Source organism: Pseudomonas sp. BT-42-2 (assembly GCF_025847435.2).
Classification (GTDB): Bacteria; Pseudomonadota; Gammaproteobacteria; order Pseudomonadales; family Pseudomonadaceae; genus Aquipseudomonas; species Aquipseudomonas urmiensis.
In genome coordinates this window covers 22,743-37,977 of record NZ_JAOYTM010000015.1, presented here as the reverse complement: position 1 = coordinate 37,977, position 15,235 = coordinate 22,743, and the positions used below count along the sequence as shown (strand labels likewise).

At 62.1% G+C, this 15,235-nt stretch carries 11 protein-coding genes and 1 pseudogene; 8 read left to right on the top strand and 4 right to left on the bottom strand.

The genetic code is table 11. The features are described from left to right. Positions 1-82 precede the first annotated feature (82 nt). A pseudogene (locus OIU19_RS18655) lies at positions 83-2,635 on the top strand (TonB-dependent hemoglobin/transferrin/lactoferrin family receptor). Positions 2,636-2,758: 123 nt separating this feature from the next. Here the strand turns inward: OIU19_RS18655 and OIU19_RS18650 are convergent. Both OIU19_RS18650 and OIU19_RS18645 read right to left on the bottom strand, forming a co-directional pair. Next, the gene (locus OIU19_RS18650; RefSeq protein ID WP_264236259.1) at positions 2,759-3,979 is read right to left on the bottom strand and encodes an SAM-dependent methyltransferase; all 1,221 of its coding nucleotides are present in this window, start codon (positions 3,977-3,979) and stop codon (positions 2,759-2,761) included. 99 nt (positions 3,980-4,078) lie between these two features. Next, positions 4,079-4,696 (bottom strand): TPM domain-containing protein, encoded by a 618-nt coding sequence (locus tag OIU19_RS18645; protein WP_264236258.1) that lies wholly within the window; start codon positions 4,694-4,696, stop codon positions 4,079-4,081. Positions 4,697-4,920: 224 nt separating this feature from the next. On the opposite strand from OIU19_RS18645, the gene bglX reads away from it, so the two are divergent. The 6 genes from bglX to OIU19_RS18615 all read left to right on the top strand — a co-directional run bounded on the left by bglX (position 4,921) and on the right by OIU19_RS18615 (position 13,466). Next, on the top strand, positions 4,921-7,212 hold the full coding sequence (bglX, locus tag OIU19_RS18640; RefSeq protein WP_264236257.1) for a beta-glucosidase BglX: 2,292 nt from the start codon (positions 4,921-4,923) through the stop codon (positions 7,210-7,212). Between the two features lie 144 nt (positions 7,213-7,356). Next, complete coding sequence (locus tag OIU19_RS18635; RefSeq protein WP_264236256.1) at positions 7,357-9,114, top strand: ATP-binding protein; 1,758 nt, start codon at positions 7,357-7,359, stop codon at positions 9,112-9,114. Then, a complete protein-coding gene (locus OIU19_RS18630) occupies positions 9,108-10,442 on the top strand; it encodes a sigma-54 dependent transcriptional regulator (RefSeq protein WP_264236255.1) in 1,335 nt (444 codons plus the stop codon). Before OIU19_RS18635 ends, OIU19_RS18630 begins: the two co-directional genes overlap by 7 nt. A 288-nt stretch (positions 10,443-10,730) precedes the next feature. Continuing rightward, the gene (locus OIU19_RS18625; protein ID WP_186553966.1) at positions 10,731-12,050 is read left to right on the top strand and encodes an MFS transporter; all 1,320 of its coding nucleotides are present in this window, start codon (positions 10,731-10,733) and stop codon (positions 12,048-12,050) included. 399 nt (positions 12,051-12,449) lie between these two features. Next, a complete protein-coding gene (locus OIU19_RS18620) occupies positions 12,450-12,737 on the top strand; it encodes a hypothetical protein (RefSeq protein ID WP_264236254.1) in 288 nt (95 codons plus the stop codon). A gap of 117 nt (positions 12,738-12,854) precedes the next feature. Further along, complete coding sequence (locus OIU19_RS18615) at positions 12,855-13,466, top strand: flavin reductase family protein (protein WP_264236253.1); 612 nt, start codon at positions 12,855-12,857, stop codon at positions 13,464-13,466. On the opposite strand, the gene OIU19_RS18610 is transcribed toward OIU19_RS18615, so the two are convergent. Together OIU19_RS18610 and OIU19_RS18605 are read right to left on the bottom strand one after the other, a co-directional pair. Next, positions 13,467-13,700, bottom strand: coding sequence for a hypothetical protein (locus OIU19_RS18610; protein WP_264236252.1), 234 nt, complete (start codon positions 13,698-13,700; stop codon positions 13,467-13,469). Positions 13,701-13,732: 32 nt separating this feature from the next. Next, positions 13,733-14,041 (bottom strand): antibiotic biosynthesis monooxygenase family protein, encoded by a 309-nt coding sequence (locus tag OIU19_RS18605; RefSeq protein WP_264236251.1) that lies wholly within the window; start codon positions 14,039-14,041, stop codon positions 13,733-13,735. Between the two features lie 202 nt (positions 14,042-14,243). Between OIU19_RS18605 and OIU19_RS18600 the strand changes: the two genes are divergently transcribed. After that, positions 14,244-15,164 (top strand): AraC family transcriptional regulator, encoded by a 921-nt coding sequence (locus tag OIU19_RS18600; RefSeq protein ID WP_264236250.1) that lies wholly within the window; start codon positions 14,244-14,246, stop codon positions 15,162-15,164. Positions 15,165-15,235: the final 71 nt, after the last annotated feature.

Below are 15,235 nucleotides of genomic sequence, written 5' to 3'. Positions count from 1 at the left end.
CTTTTCTCAACGCCACGTCTTCCTCCCCGCCTGTCGCGCAATTGGCAGGCTTTTTCCGGCCTTTTGCCGTTTGGGGGAATTCATGTTGTCCGCGTTGCGTCCGTTGCGATCCTTGCCTTTTCGTCCATCCCTGCTGGCGCTGTGCCTGGCTGTGAGCCTGGCCGCCGAGGCCGCGCCTGTAAAGCTCGACCTGCCGGCCCAGGCGCTGGCCCGCTCGCTCAGCCAACTGGCGCAGCAGGCCAAGGTGCAGCTGCTGTTCGATGAGGCGGTGCTGCGCGATGCCCAGGCCCCCGCGCTCAACGGCGCCTTCGAGGCGCACGAGGCGATCTCCCGCCTGCTGGCCGGCAGCCGCTTCAGCGTACTGCGCATGGGTGAAACCTACGTCGTGCGCCTGCGCGAGGACGAACCCAACGCCGACAACAGCATCCAGCTCGGCGCCCTGAGCATCGTCGGCGATGGCCAGCAGGTCACGCCCGACAACGTCGGCCGCTCGACCCTGGACCAGGAGCAGATCGACCGCTACCAGCCCAGCAACATCCCCAGCGTCTTGGCCACCCTGCCTGGGGTGAACATGGGCGGTTCGGCCAAACCTGGCGGGCAGACCATCAACATCTGGGGCATGGGCGACGCCGAAGATGTGCCGATGACCGTCGACGGCGCCACCAAGAGCGGTTTCGAGCGCTACCAGCAGGGCACCATCTTCATCGAGCCAGAACTGATCAAGTTCATCGAGGTGGAAAAAGGCCCGCACTCGGTCAAGACCGGCAACGGCGGCTTTGGTGGCAGCGTCAACATGCAGACCAAGGACGCCAGCGACCTGCTGCAAGAGGGCCGCAACAGCGGCGCGATGGTCAAGTACGGCTACGCCAGCAACAACCACCAGCAGATCTACAGCTCGGCGCTGTTCGGCCGCAGCGACGATGGCCGCATCGACGGTTTGGTCTACCTGACCAAGCGCGACGGCGGCGACATGAAGATGGCCGACCGCCTGCCCGATCCGGAAAACCGCTACCCAATCAACCCCAAGCGCCTGCCCAACAGCGCCTTGGACCTGGAAGGCGCTTTGCTCAAGAGCAACATCCACTTTACCGACGAGCACAGCCTGGGCCTGTCCTGGTCGCGCCCGCAGACCGAGCGCTGGACGGCCTTCTCGTCCACCGCCTACCCGACGCCGCCGACCCAGGCCAACATCGATCGCTATGGCTACGAGAACGCAATCAAACGCTTCCTTGCCCTGCGCAACACGGTCGACACCACCTGGTCGGCCACCTATAACTACCAGCCGATCGAAAACCCTTGGGTCGATTTGCAGATCAAATACTCCGAGTCAGACACCGACCAGACTGACCAACGCAATGCCACGGCGTTCTTCCAGGCCGCCACGGGCGGGCGCAAGATGGACACCAAGTACAAGGACCGCATGCTCGATGTGAAGAACACCAGCCTGTTCACCACCGGCCCGCTCGAACATGCGCTGACCGCAGGGCTGCAAGTGCGCTAGCATGAGCGGGATACGCAGATGTGGATGCCGGGCAAGATGTACGATGTGCCCAAGTACAACTACGGCCATTTCCAGCCGTACTTCATGCCGCGTGGCAAGGTCGAGAGCCAGGGCTACTACCTGCAGGATGCGATCACCATTGGTGACCTGACCATCACCCCATCGCTGCGTTACGACCACGTGACCAACGAGGGCGAGCCAAACCAGGCGCCCTACTACAACAACCCTGTAGCTGGTCACGACTACAGCGCCAAGACCTACAGCGGCTGGTCGCCGCGCCTGGCACTGTTCTACAAGCTCAACGACCAGCACGCGCTGTTCGCCAACTACAGCAAGACCTGGCGTGCCCCGGTGCTGGACGAGCAGTACGAAGTGCAAGGCGTGGGCAGCCGCACGGCCACCAGCCGTAACCTCGACCCCGAGCGCATTACCGGCATTCGCCTGGGCAGCATCAGCAATTTCTCGAACGTGCTCGTGCAGGGCGACAGCGCACAGATTCGCACTACGCTGTTCCGCAACCATGTCAAAGACGAGATTTTCAAAGCCACGGGTATTGGTTGCCAGCAGCAAATGGTCACCGGCGGCACCATCGCCCAGACGTGCGGCGGCGGGTTGATGAGCAACTACCGCAACATTGGCGACACGGTGTATCAGGGCTATGAGGTGGAGACCTTCTACGACGCCACCTACTTGTTCGGTGCCCTGTCGTACGCCTGGATGGAAGGCCGCCACGAAGGCGCCTACACCAACCCATGGGGGCCGAATGTGTGGGCCAAGGACGTGCCAGCGCCCAAGTGGATCGCTACCCTGGGCGTGAAGATCCCGGCCTGGGATGCCCGCGTCGGCTGGACTGCCGAGTTCGTCAGCAAGACTCACCATCTGCCCAGCGACAAGTACTTCGAAGGCCCGGCCAGCGCATTGGGCGACCGCTACTACGACAACTTCGGCAACGAGCGCTATCAGATCCACGGCCTGTTCGCCAACTGGAAACCGCAGCAGCCTTACCTGAAAGGTACTGAGGTCAACCTGACGGTGGACAACCTGTTCAATGTGTCGGTGCGGCCGGAATTGTCTGGGGAAAATGCCTACACCATCGGGCGTAATGCCAAGGTCAGTGTGACCCGGTTCTTCTGAAACATCTGATACTTCGCGGCGCCCTTTTCGCGGGCAAGCCCGCTCCCACAGGGATAGCGCTGCTTTCGAAGGTATCGCGTTACCTGTGGGAGCGGGCTTGCCCGCGAAAAGGCCAACGCGCAGTCAGATAGCGATCAAGCCATCCGCCCGTAACAACGTCTCCAGACAATGCTCACTGACGCCATAGAACGCCTTGAGCTCGGCAATCTTCTGCAAAAGGGCAGTCGCATCCACCGGCTGCTTGCGCTTGACCGCAAGAATCATCTTGTTCTTGTTGGTGTGCTCCAGCGAGATGAACTCGAACACCTTGGTTTCGTAGCCACAGGCCTCAAGGTACAGCGCGCGCAGGCTGTCGGTGAGCATTTCGGCCTGTTGCCCCAGGTGCAGGCCGTACTGCAACATTGGCTGCAACAAGCCTGGGCTCTGCAACTGCGGGCGTACCTGTTTGTGACAGCACGGCGAGCACATGATGATCGCCGCGTTGCAACGGATACCGGTGTGGATGGCGTAGTCGGTGGCGATGTCACACGCGTGCAGGGCGATCATCACTTCGATGGCCTCAGGCACCACGCTGCGCACATCGCCGCACTCGAATACCAGGCCTGGATGCTCAAGACGCGCGGCGGCGGTGTTGCACAAGTCGACCATGTCTTGGCGCAATTCGACGCCAGTGACCTGCGCCTCCCGACCCAGGGAGTTGCGCAGGTAATCATGCATGGCGAAGGTCAGGTAGCCCTTGCCCGAACCGAAGTCGGCGACCCGCAATGGCTGCGCCGCCGCCAGCGGGGCACTGGCCAGGGCATGGTCGAATACTTCGATGAACTTGTTGATCTGCTTCCACTTGCGCGACATCGACGGGATCAGTGCGCCCTGGCCATCGGTCACACCCAGATCGCGCAGGAACGGCCTGGAAAGTTCCAGGTAGCGTTTCTTCTCGCGATCATGCCCAGCCGCAGGCGCGGCTTCGCGCGGAGCCTGCGCCACATGGCGCTGAAGCATCGGCTTGCCTTTTTTGCTGAAGCCCAGCTGCACTTCGCCTTCAGTAGTGAACAGGTGGGCATTGCGAAAGCTGTCCGGCAACAGCTCGGCGACCAGCGCTTGTGCTTGCTCGACTGGCACGTTGCGGGTGATGTCGCGGGTTTGATGGCGATAGACCAGCGACAGGCTGGGCTGGCCCTTGACCAACAGCGGCTTGGCGATGATCCGTTGCAGGCTCTGGTCGGCGCCAACGTGACGAGCGAGCACTAGCTTGCTCAGGCTGCCTTGCTCCAGGGCATCGGCCAGCAGGCGCAGAAATTGGCTACGCGCATCCGGCGCGGTGGAAGCGGAAGGGTTGGCGGACATGGGAACGGGGTGCCTCGAATTGCCGGGAGCGCTGCGCGCAATGGCGGGCATTCTACGTCGCTGGCAGCCTTGCGCGAAGGTTTTCTCGATGGGCGTGGCTCAGTCGAGGATCACCAGGCGGTTGGGCAATTCGTTGCGTCTATGGGTGGCCGGCAGCTGGCGGCTGAGCAGCTCACCGCAAGCATCGATGCATTCGACGAAGCCCTGCAAGGTCCGACCCTGGCGCACCTGCTCGGTGAAACGGGCGACCAGCACGGCCCGGGCCTGGGCATCGAGGTGCTGTTCGATGCCTTTGTCAGCCAGGATCGCCACATAGTGTTCGGCCTCGCTGACGAAGATCAGTACACCAGTAGCGCCAGCGGTGCGTTGCAGGTTCAACTCGCGAAACTGCTGGCGCGCCAGGCCCGAGGCACGCCGATGACGCAGCAGACGCGGGGTTACCAGGCTGGCCAGGCGGGCATTGCGCAGCAGCAGACACAGGCCTATGAACAGCACCACCTGGGCCACCAGCAACGCGCGCAAGCTCGGCCAATTGATCAGTAGATGCAGCACCGCAGGAATCGCCAGCGCCAGCAGCGCCGCCCAGAACAGCGGCAGGTAGGCATAGTCGTCGGCGCGGCGCGCCAGCACCGTCACCAGTTCGGCGTCGGTGCGTCGCTCGGCGCGGGCAATGGCCTCGGCAATCTGGCGTTGCTCGTATTGGTCGAAAACGGTCATGCCATCGGTCTCTAACGTTCTTATAGTTGTTGTCCCGGCACGGGGCTGGCGCGAGTGTATCTCAACAACTGCGTGACATCAGGCATAATCCTCCGCTGCCGCTGCATCCTGCTGTAGGAATGATCGGAAAGATCGCCCTATTACCCAAGAACAACAGCCGCCCGACAACTTTAGGCCGCGCGCGTATCCCTGTGGATACGGCCCAGGCCACGACAATGGAATTGATGATGAAACTGTCTTTGCTGGGCCTGGCCATGGCCCTTGCCAGTCAGGCGGCCCTGGCCGCTAACACCGCCCCGCCCCTGCAAGACAAGCAGGCGTTCATCGACCACCTGATCGGGCAGATGACCGTCGATGAGAAGATCGGCCAGCTGCGCCTGATCAGCATCGGCCCAGAGATGCCAAAGGAAAAGATCCGCGAGGAAATCGCCGCCGGACGCATTGGCGGCACCTTCAACTCACGCACCGCGCCGGAGAACCGCCCGATGCAGGACGCCGCCATGCGCAGCCGGTTGAAGATCCCGATGTTCTTCGCCTACGACACTATCCATGGCGAACGTACGATCTTCCCGATTAGCCTGGGCCTGGCCGCGACCTGGGACATGGACGCGATTGCCAAGGTCGGCCGCACCTCAGCCATCGAGGCCTCCGCCGATGCCCTGGACATGACCTTCGCACCCATGGTCGACATCGCCCGCGACCCGCGCTGGGGCCGCACCAGTGAAGGCTTCGGCGAAGACACCTACCTGACTTCACGCATCGGCCAGGAGATGGTCAAGGGCTTCCAGGGATCGAGTGCGAAGAATCCCGACAGCATCATGGCCATCGTCAAGCACTTCGCCCTATACGGCGCAGTGGAAGGCGGGCGCGACTACAACACGGTCGATATGAGCCTGCCGAAAATGTACAACGACTACCTGCCGCCCTACCGCGCCGCGCTCGATGCGGGTGCCGGCGGCGTGATGGTCGCGCTCAACTCGATCAACGGCGTGCCAGCCACCTCCAACACCTGGCTGATGAACGACCTGCTGCGCAAGGAGTGGGGTTTCAAGGGCGTGACCATCAGCGACCATGGCGCGATCCAGGAGCTGATCCGTCACGGCGTGGCCAAGGACGGGCGCGAAGCGGCCAAGCTGGCGATCAAGGCCGGCATCGACATGAGCATGAACGACACCCTGTATGGTGAAGAACTGCCCGGCCTGCTCAAGTCTGGTGAAGTGACCCAGGCCGAACTCGACCAGGCGGTGCGCGAGGTTCTGGGTGCCAAGTACGAAATGGGCCTGTTCGACAACCCATACGTGCGCATCGGCAAGGCCGAGACCGACCTGAAGGACTATTACGCCAATGACCGACTGCACCGCGAGGCCGCCCGCGATGTCGCCCGGCGCAGCCTGGTGTTGCTGGAAAACCGTAACCAGACCTTGCCGCTAAAGAAAACCGGCACCATCGCCCTGGTCGGCCCCCTGGCCGATGCACCGATCGACATGATGGGCAGCTGGGCCGCCGATGGCCGCCCCGAGCATTCCGTCACTGTACGCGAAGGGCTGCGCCGCGCAGTCGGTGACAAGGCCAAGTTGATCTACGCCAAGGGCTCGAATGTCACGGGCGACAAGGCTATGTTCGACTACCTGAACTTCCTCAACTTCGACGCCCCGGAAATCGTCGACGACCTGCGCCCTGCCGCCGTGCTGATCGACGAGGCGGTCAAGGCCGCCAAGCAAGCCGATGTGGTTGTCGCCGTGGTGGGTGAGTCGCGCGGCATGTCCCACGAGTCGTCAAGCCGCACCACCCTGGAAATTCCCGCGGTGCAACGCGAGCTGATCAAGGCACTGAAGGCCACCGGCAAGCCACTGGTGCTGGTGCTGATGAACGGCCGCCCGCTGTCGATCGCCTGGGAACGTGACCAGGCCGATGCCCTGCTCGAAACCTGGTTCAGCGGCACCGAAGGCGGCAACGCCATCGCCGATGTGCTGTTTGGCGACTACAACCCGTCCGGCAAGCTGGCCATCACTTTCCCGCGTTCGGTCGGGCAGATCCCGATGTACTACAACCACCTGCGCATCGGCCGTCCGTTCACCCCTGGAAAGCCTGGCAACTACACCTCGCAGTATTTCGAGGAGCCTAATGGCCCGTTGTACCCGTTCGGTTATGGCCTGAGCTACAGCAGCTTCGAGCTGTCGGGGTTGAAGCTTGCCAGCGATCAGCTCAAGCGCGGCGACACCTTGCACGCCACGGTGACCGTGAAGAACACCGGCAAGCGTGATGGCGAAACCGTGGTGCAGTTGTATCTGCAAGACGTCAGCGCTTCGATGAGCCGTCCGGTCAAGGAACTGAAGAACTTCCAGAAACTGATGCTCAAGGCCGGCGAGTCGCGAACCTTGACCTTCAGCATCAGTGAAGAAGACCTGAAGTTCTACAATGGCCAACTGCAGCGAGTGGCTGAGCCGGGCCAGTTCAATGTGCAGGTCGGGCTCGATTCCGAAGCGGTGCAGCAGCAGAGTTTCGAGTTGCTGTAAGGCCTCTGCCGGAGCAAGGCGCCTGCGACGGGGTGCCTTCACCGGCCTCATCGCGGGGCAAGCCCGCTCCCACGCAGACCCGCGATGAGGCCGACGTGCTCAACCCACCTCTAAACTGATCGAGACAGCCCCAGGACCCGCACCATGCCTTCTTCGTTTCGCGCACTGCGCCTGGGTCTGATCGTGTTACTGATTCTGGTCGGCACCGCCCTGAGCGCCGGTTGGGCCATGCATCAGGCCAAGCGCCAGTCGATGGAAACCGACGCCCGCCGTGCCGCCCAGCAATTGGGCTTGTACGCCAATTCTCTGCATACCCTGATCGAACGCTACCGCGCCCTGCCGGCGGTACTGGCACTGGACCCGGAACTGATCGCCGCCTTGCGTGGCCCGGTCAGCGAGCCGGTGCAAGATGCACTCAACCGCAAGCTCGAACGCATCAACGGTGCGGCCAATTCCTCTACCCTGGAGTTACTCGACCATACCGGCCTGGCGGTCGCCGCCAGCAACTGGCGCCTGCCGACCACCTATGTCGGCTCCAACTATGGCTTTCGACCCTACTTCAAACAGACCCGCACCCAGGGCAGTGGCCGCTTCTACGCGGTCGGCGTGACCAGTGGCGTGCCAGGTTATTTTCTCTCAAGCGCGGTCAACGACGAGCAAGGGCGCTTTCTCGGCGCCATGGTGGTCAAGCTGGAGTTCCCCGAACTTGAGCGCGAATGGCGCCAGGGCAGCGATGTTCTGTTGGTCAGCGACGCCCGCGGGATCATCTTCATCGCCAACCAGGACGGCTGGCGATATCGCGAACTGGCGCCGCTGACGGGCGCCGACCGTGCAGAACTGGCCGAAACCCGTCAGTACGACAAGCAACCACTGGTCCCGCTGCAGCACCAGGTGCTGATGCGCTTCGATGGCAACAGCCACCTGAGCCGTGTGCAACGCCCGGATGGCCCAGTTGAATACCTGTGGCAAAGCCTGCCACTGGAAGGCGAAGGCTGGACCTTGCACCTGCTGCGCAAACCCCAGGTCAGCGAGGACGGGCGCAACGCCGCCCTGGCCGCCGCCGCGATCTGGCTGACCCTGGTGTTCGCCGCGCTGTTCGTCAGCCAGCGCCTGCGCCTGGCGCGCTTGCGCCAGCGTAGCCGTGAAGAGCTCAAGCGCCAGGTCGAAGAGCGCACCCGTGAACTGCGCACCGCCCAAGAGGGGCTGGTGCAGTCGGCCAAACTGGCGGCGCTGGGGCAGATGTCAGCAGCGCTGGCGCATGAGATCAACCAGCCGCTGACCACCCAACGCATGCAACTGGAAACCCTGCGCCTGCTGCTCGACCATGGCCGCCTCGATGAAGCGCGCCAAGCCCTGGAGCCGCTGGAGCAAATGCTCGCGCGCATGGCAGCGCTCACCGGCCACTTGAAGACCTTCGCCCGCAATAGCCCGGGCGGGCTGCGCGAACGCCTGGACCTGGCCGATGTGGTCGACCAGGCGCTGCATCTATTGGACGCCCGGATCCGCAGCGATGAAGTTGAAGTGGCGCTGTACCTGGCCCGTCCGGCCTGGGTGCGCGGTGATGCGATCCGCCTGGAGCAGGTGCTGATCAACTTGTTGCGCAATGCTCTCGACGCCATGGCCGACAAGCGCTACAAACGCCTGGAAATCCGCATCGAAATTGACAACGGCCAGTGGCGCCTGAGCGTGCTCGACTCCGGTGGCGGTATCGCTGAAACCGACCTGGCCAAGGTCTTCGATCCGTTCTTCACCACCAAACCGGTGGGCGAAGGCCTCGGCCTGGGCCTGGCGATCTCCTACGGCATCGTCCATGATGCCGGCGGCCAGTTGCAGGTCGAGAACTTGCCTGGCGGCGCACGCTTTAGCCTGACCCTGCCTCGCGATCTGGAGCCGGTATGTTGAATTCAGTGATCGTCGTCGATGATGAAGCCAGTATCCGCACCGCGGTCGAACAGTGGCTGAGCCTGTCAGGCTTCAGCGTGCAGTTGTTCGCCCGTGCCGAGGAGTGTCTGGCGCAACTGCCTGCGCACTTCCCAGGGGTGATCATCAGCGATGTGCGCATGCCAGGGATGGGCGGTTTGCAGTTACTTGAACAGTTGCACGCCCAAGACCCCGACCTGCCAGTGATACTGCTCACCGGTCACGGTGATGTACCGATGGCGGTGGAAGCCATGCGCAACGGTGCTTATGACTTCTTGGAAAAGCCCTTCACGCCCCAGCACTTGTTGGGCAGCCTGCGCCGCGCCCTGGAAAAGCGCCAGCTGGTGCTGGAGAACCGCCGCCTGCACGAACAGGCCGACCTTAAGGCGCGTTTGGAGGGCACGCTGCTGGGGATGTCACAGGGCCTGCAGCAGCTGCGCCGACAGGTGCTGGACTTGGCCAGCCTGCCGGTCAACGTGTTGATTCGGGGGGAAACCGGCAGCGGCAAAGAGCGCGTGGCGCGCTGCCTGCACGACTTCGGTCCGCGCGCCGACAAGCCGTTCGTGGCGCTCAATTGCGCAGCGATTCCGGAGGCTTTGTTCGAAGCCGAACTGTTTGGCCATGAAAGCGGCGCCTTCACCGGTGCTCAGGGCAAACGCATCGGCAAGCTGGAATATGCCCACGGCGGCACGGTGTTTCTCGACGAAATCGAGAGCATGCCGTTGGCCCAACAGGCCAAGCTGCTGCGGGTGATCCAGGAGCAGAAGCTCGAACGCCTGGGCGCCAACCAAAGCATCACTGTCGATCTGAGAATTATCGCCGCGACCAAACCGGACCTGCTGGAAGAAGCCCGCGCCGGGCGCTTCCGGGAAGACCTGGCGTATCGCTTGAACGTCGCCGAACTGCGCCTGGCACCGCTGCGCGAGCGGCGAGAAGACATCCCGCTGCTGTTCGAGTTTTTCGCCCGCATCACCGCTGAGCGCCTGAACCGCAGCGCACCGCCACTGTCCGGCGCACAGCTGGCGCAATTGTTGGCCCACGATTGGCCGGGCAATGTGCGCGAACTGGCCAATGCTGCAGAACGCCACGCCTTGGGGCTGGGGGCGTCCAGTGCCGAACAGAGCAACGGCGGGCCATCGTTGGTCGAACAGATGGAAGCCTTCGAGGCGCAATGCCTGCGCGCCGCCCTGCGCCAGCATAAGGGTGAGATCAAGGGCGTGATGGAAACCCTGCAACTGCCACGGCGGACGTTGAACGAGAAGATGCAGCGCCATGGGTTGGTTAGAGAAGATTTTATCGAGCGCGAATAGGCGGATTTTTGCCTATTTCGTAATTAGGATGAGCGGATATCCGCTCACCTAAGCCGATTTACCTGAGCAGTGGTGCTGCAGCTCCCGCTTTGTGCGACAACAAGCCGCAGTCACAATCGCGTCGCGCAAGGCCTATGTTTCGCGGTTCCGAGGTTTTGGGGGGACGTAGACAGCGCCAGTCTGCGCCCCCAAATGGATCGTCATGCACCCATCTGGCACACCTTCTGCAAATACCTGTGCAAGCGCATCCCAGCGCGCTCCACAAAAACAACGAGAAGGTTACCTCTGATGGATAACGCCACCTCCCTGCCAACCGGGGCGGCCATAGCGCCTGCCGCGGAAAAAACCACCGCCAGCCGTCTCAAGTCGATTTTCAGCGGCTCGATCGGCAACATGGTCGAGTGGTACGACTGGTACGTCTACGCTGCATTCTCGCTGTACTTCGCCAAGGCTTTCTTCCCTGCTGGCGACACCACCGCACAACTGCTCAACACCGCCGCAATCTTTGCCGTGGGCTTCCTGATGCGCCCAATCGGCGGCTGGCTGATGGGCCTTTATGCCGACCGCAAGGGCCGCAAAGCGGCACTGATGGCCTCGGTCCTGCTGATGTGCGCAGGCTCGCTGGTAATCGCCCTGACCCCGGGCTATGAAACCATCGGCGTTGCTGCCCCGATCCTGCTGGTACTTGCGCGCTTGCTGCAAGGACTGTCGGTGGGCGGTGAATACGGCACCTCGGCCACCTACCTCAGCGAGATGGCCAGCAAGGAGCGTCGTGGCTTCTTCTCCAGCTTCCAGTACGTGACGCTGATCTCTGGCCAGCTCATCGCCCTGGCAGTGCTGATCATTCTGCAGAACACCCTGACCACCGAAGAGCTGTACGCCTGGGGCTGGCGTGTACCGTTCGTGATCGGCGCGCTGTGCGCAGTGGTCGCGCTGTACCTGCGTCGTGGCATGGAAGAGACTGCTTCCTTCACCAAGAAAGAGAAGTCCAAGGAAAGCCTGATGCGCACCCTGATGCGCCATCCCAAGGAGCTGCTGACCGTGGTCGGCTTGACCATGGGCGGTACCCTGGCCTTCTACACCTACACCACCTACATGCAGAAGTACCTGGTCAACACCGTGGGCATGAGCATCAGTGACTCGACCACCATTTCGGCGGCTACGTTGTTCCTGTTCATGTGCCTGCAACCGGTGATTGGCGGCCTGTCCGACAAGATTGGCCGGCGCCCGATCCTGATCGCCTTCGGCGTGCTCGGCACCCTGTTCACCGTACCGATCCTCAGCACCCTGCACACCATCACCACCTGGTGGGGCGCGTTCTTCCTGATCATGGCGGCACTGATCATCGTCAGCGGCTACACCTCGATCAACGCCGTGGTAAAAGCCGAACTGTTCCCTACTGAAATCCGCGCCCTGGGCGTGGGCCTGCCGTACGCACTGACCGTGTCGATCTTCGGCGGCACCGCCGAGTACGTGGCGCTGTGGTTCAAGAGCGTCGGCATGGAGAGTGGTTTCTATTGGTACGTCACCGGCTGCATCGCTTGCTCGCTGCTGGTCTACGCGACCATGAAAGACACCAAGACCCACTCGCGGATCACCACCGACTGATCCTGTTCGGGCTGTAACCAGCAAGGGGCGCACCGCCAGACGGTGCGCCCCTTTTTTATTTTGTGGTCACCCAAGCCCGCGGATGTATCGCTCAAAACGAAGCGCCGGATCAGATAAATCCACAACCGGTGCAGGACAAAGCCACTCATCAGCCGCTTCCTATCCATTTAACCTTTCATTAATTCACAGCCGCCATCCTGGAACGACTGGCGACACATCCTCTTGAACCGTTACCCCTTCATTACTGAAAGCTAATCGGTGTTAGCGGATAGAACGCCCCAAAAACAATCTAATAAATCGATTAGTAACCGTTAATATTTGCGCTTTTTAATCAATTTAATAGGCGTAACATTAAACCCATAGAAACAAACAACCCAACGACTCATCGGAGCAACGACCATGAAAAACAAACTGATCCTGTCCCTGGCTTTCTCTGTACTGGCTACTGGCGCCTTCGCCGAAGACGGCTTTGATCGCACCAATGCGCACAACTTCGCCACTGCTCAAACCCAGTCGGCTACCTACGCAGAAGATGGCTTCGATCGCACCGGCGGCGCACGCTTCGCCGAAGATGGCTTCGATCGCACCGGCGGCGCACGCTTCGCCGAAGATGGCTTCGATCGCACTGGCGGCGCACGCTTCGCCGAAGATGGCTTCGATCGCACCAACGCCCATCGCATCAGCTGATTGCTGATGCTCACACCCAGCCCGGCTTTGGCCGGGCTTAATCATTTCCAGCAAGGCTCAGGCTTGGCACACTAGGCGTCTCGTCCATCCCAGAGGAAGGGCCCCGGCCCTGAGCAGATGTACTACTACGAACCCGCCAAAGGCCACGGCCTGCCCCACGACCCGTTCAACGCCATCGTCGGCCCTCGGCCCATCGGCTGGATCTCTTCGCAAGATCGCGAAGGCCGGCTGAACCTGGCGCCCTACAGCTTCTTCAACGCCTTCAATTACATTCCACCGATCATCGGTTTCTGCAGTGTCGGGCGCAAAGACAGCCTGAACAATATCGAGCAGACCGGCGAATTCGTCTGGAACCTGGCCACCCGGCCACTGGCCGAGCAGATGAACCAAAGCTGCGCGGCAGTTGCTGCGGATGTCGATGAATTCGTTTTGAGTGGTCTGACGCCAACGGCATCACGGCTGGTCGGCGTGCCACGTGTGGGTGAAAGCCCAGTCGCCTTCGAATGCAAGGTCAGCCAGATCGTCCAGCTCAAGCGCGCCGACCAGGAGCTGGTGCCCAGTTGGCTGATCCTCGGTGAAGTAGTGGCGGTGCATATTGCCGAGCATCTGCTCAAAGACGGCATCTACGACACCGCTGCCGGCGAGCCGATCCTGCGCGGCGGCGGCCCGCAGGACTACTTCGAACTGGGCAACCTGTTCAAGATGGGCCGGCCCCAGGTCAACGGCTGATCACCAGATCAGCTCGCCCTCTTCGCTCACCCCTTGCAGGCGTTCGAGCTCGGCGCAGGCGGCCTCATCGGCCGCTATCGCGCCCTTGAACAGTTGGCCATCGAGCACCTTGTGAAAACGCGGGGTGCCCATGCCGTTCAATGCTTTCACGGCAATCGCCGCGTTATAGCCACCACCTTCTACGGGGACCATCGCCGAAACCGCTTCGAAGTGGGGGAACTCTCTACGTGCCATCGTGCAATCCAGTCTGGGTAAAAGTGCGCATTCTAACCCGAGCCCTGGTCACTGAAGGTATGCAGATCGAGGCTGGCGACCACCTGCGCCTGCACCAGCTCACCAAACAGATCGAGATTAGGCGAGGCAAAATAGCCACTCATCGCCTGCTGATCGCGCCAGCTGCCGCTGAGCAGCCACAGGTCGTCATCCGCTTGCGAGCGCTGCACGCTGAAACTCAGGCAGCCGGGCATGCGCAGCGACGGCTCGAGCAGGTCACGCAGGCGCACGCCTAGTTCCGCCGAACGACCGTTGCTGGCACGGATAAAAGCCAAGTGAGTGACCGGTTGGCGTTGGGTCATGAACGATCTCCTTGAAGCGGGACGGACGGAAACACCAGGCTGGCCAGCGTAGGGCCTGGCCCGCGCGCGCCGTTAGGCCATTACTGCACGCCGATTGCCTGATCCTGCCACGTTGCAGGATCAGGCAATCGGCGTGCAGTAATCGACTAGCGCCGCGGCTTGCCCAAACCTATCCTGCTGGTCACCACACAGGATCCCCGTCATGACCACGCCAGCGACCCTCGAACCGACTTTGGAGACCCTGCGCCAGGAGCTCTCCGGGCTGATCCTGCGCCACACCGCCGAGACCAATGGGGTTGAATCGGCGATCGACGGCTTGTTCCTGAGTCGCTATGAGGAGAATGTGCGCGGTATGCCTGCCCTGGCGCAGCCAGCCCTGTGCATCCTTGCCGAGGGTAACAAGACGCTGTTTCTCGGCGATGAACGCTACACCTACGACCCCCTGCACTACATGGTGGTCTCGGTGACCTTGCCAATAACCGGGGCGATGCTCGATGCCTCCCCACAGAACCCCTGCCTGGGTCTGCGCCTGGACATCGACCCGGCCGAAATTAGCCAGCTCATCGCCCAAAGCGGCCCGATGCTGGTGCCCAGCATGGCGTCTGGCCGCGGCCTGTTCGTCGAACGCAGCGACGTGCCCTTGCTCGACGCGCTGCTGCGCCTGGTGCGGCTACTCGACTCGCCGAGAGATATCGCAGTGCTTGCGCCATTGGTTCGTCGCGAGCTGCTGTACCGAGTGTTACGTGGCCCCCAAGGTCATCGCCTGTACGAAATAGCCTTGGCCAACAGCCAGACCCACCGGGTATGCCAGGCCATTGCCTGGCTCAACCAGCATTACCAGCAACCGCTGCGCATCGAGGACCTGGCGCGTGAGGTCAACCTGAGCACCTCGACCCTGCATCACCGTTTCAAGGCCGTGACCTCAATGAGCCCGTTGCAATATCAGAAGCAATTGCGCCTGCAAGAAGCACGGCGGCTGATGCTCAATGATGGGATTGAAGCAGCGGTGGCGGGCTATCGGGTGGGCTACGAGAGCCCGTCGCAGTTCAGCCGCGAGTACAGCCGCCTGTATGGCGCCCCGCCGATCCGGGATGTGGCCAGGCTGAGGGCCAGCGCCAACTGACAACGGTGGCGTAGCACTGTCCTGCTTGCGTCGGTGGCGGCCTCTTCGCGGGCAAGCCCGCTCCCATAAGG

Coding starts and splice junctions, on each gene's coding strand:
- OIU19_RS18645 (WP_264236258.1), bottom strand. CDS start 4,696: ATGACCGTTTTCGACCAATACGAGCAACGCCAGATTGCCGAGGCCATT.
- OIU19_RS18625 (WP_186553966.1), top strand. CDS start 10,731: ATGGATAACGCCACCTCCCTGCCAACCGGGGCGGCCATAGCGCCTGCC.
- OIU19_RS18610 (WP_264236252.1), bottom strand. CDS start 13,700: ATGGCACGTAGAGAGTTCCCCCACTTCGAAGCGGTTTCGGCGATGGTC.
- OIU19_RS18620 (WP_264236254.1), top strand. CDS start 12,450: ATGAAAAACAAACTGATCCTGTCCCTGGCTTTCTCTGTACTGGCTACT.
- OIU19_RS18600 (WP_264236250.1), top strand. CDS start 14,244: ATGACCACGCCAGCGACCCTCGAACCGACTTTGGAGACCCTGCGCCAG.
- OIU19_RS18635 (WP_264236256.1), top strand. CDS start 7,357: ATGCCTTCTTCGTTTCGCGCACTGCGCCTGGGTCTGATCGTGTTACTG.
- OIU19_RS18605 (WP_264236251.1), bottom strand. CDS start 14,041: ATGACCCAACGCCAACCGGTCACTCACTTGGCTTTTATCCGTGCCAGC.
- bglX (WP_264236257.1), top strand. CDS start 4,921: ATGATGAAACTGTCTTTGCTGGGCCTGGCCATGGCCCTTGCCAGTCAG.
- OIU19_RS18615 (WP_264236253.1), top strand. CDS start 12,855: ATGTACTACTACGAACCCGCCAAAGGCCACGGCCTGCCCCACGACCCG.
- OIU19_RS18650 (WP_264236259.1), bottom strand. CDS start 3,979: ATGTCCGCCAACCCTTCCGCTTCCACCGCGCCGGATGCGCGTAGCCAA.
- OIU19_RS18630 (WP_264236255.1), top strand. CDS start 9,108: ATGTTGAATTCAGTGATCGTCGTCGATGATGAAGCCAGTATCCGCACC.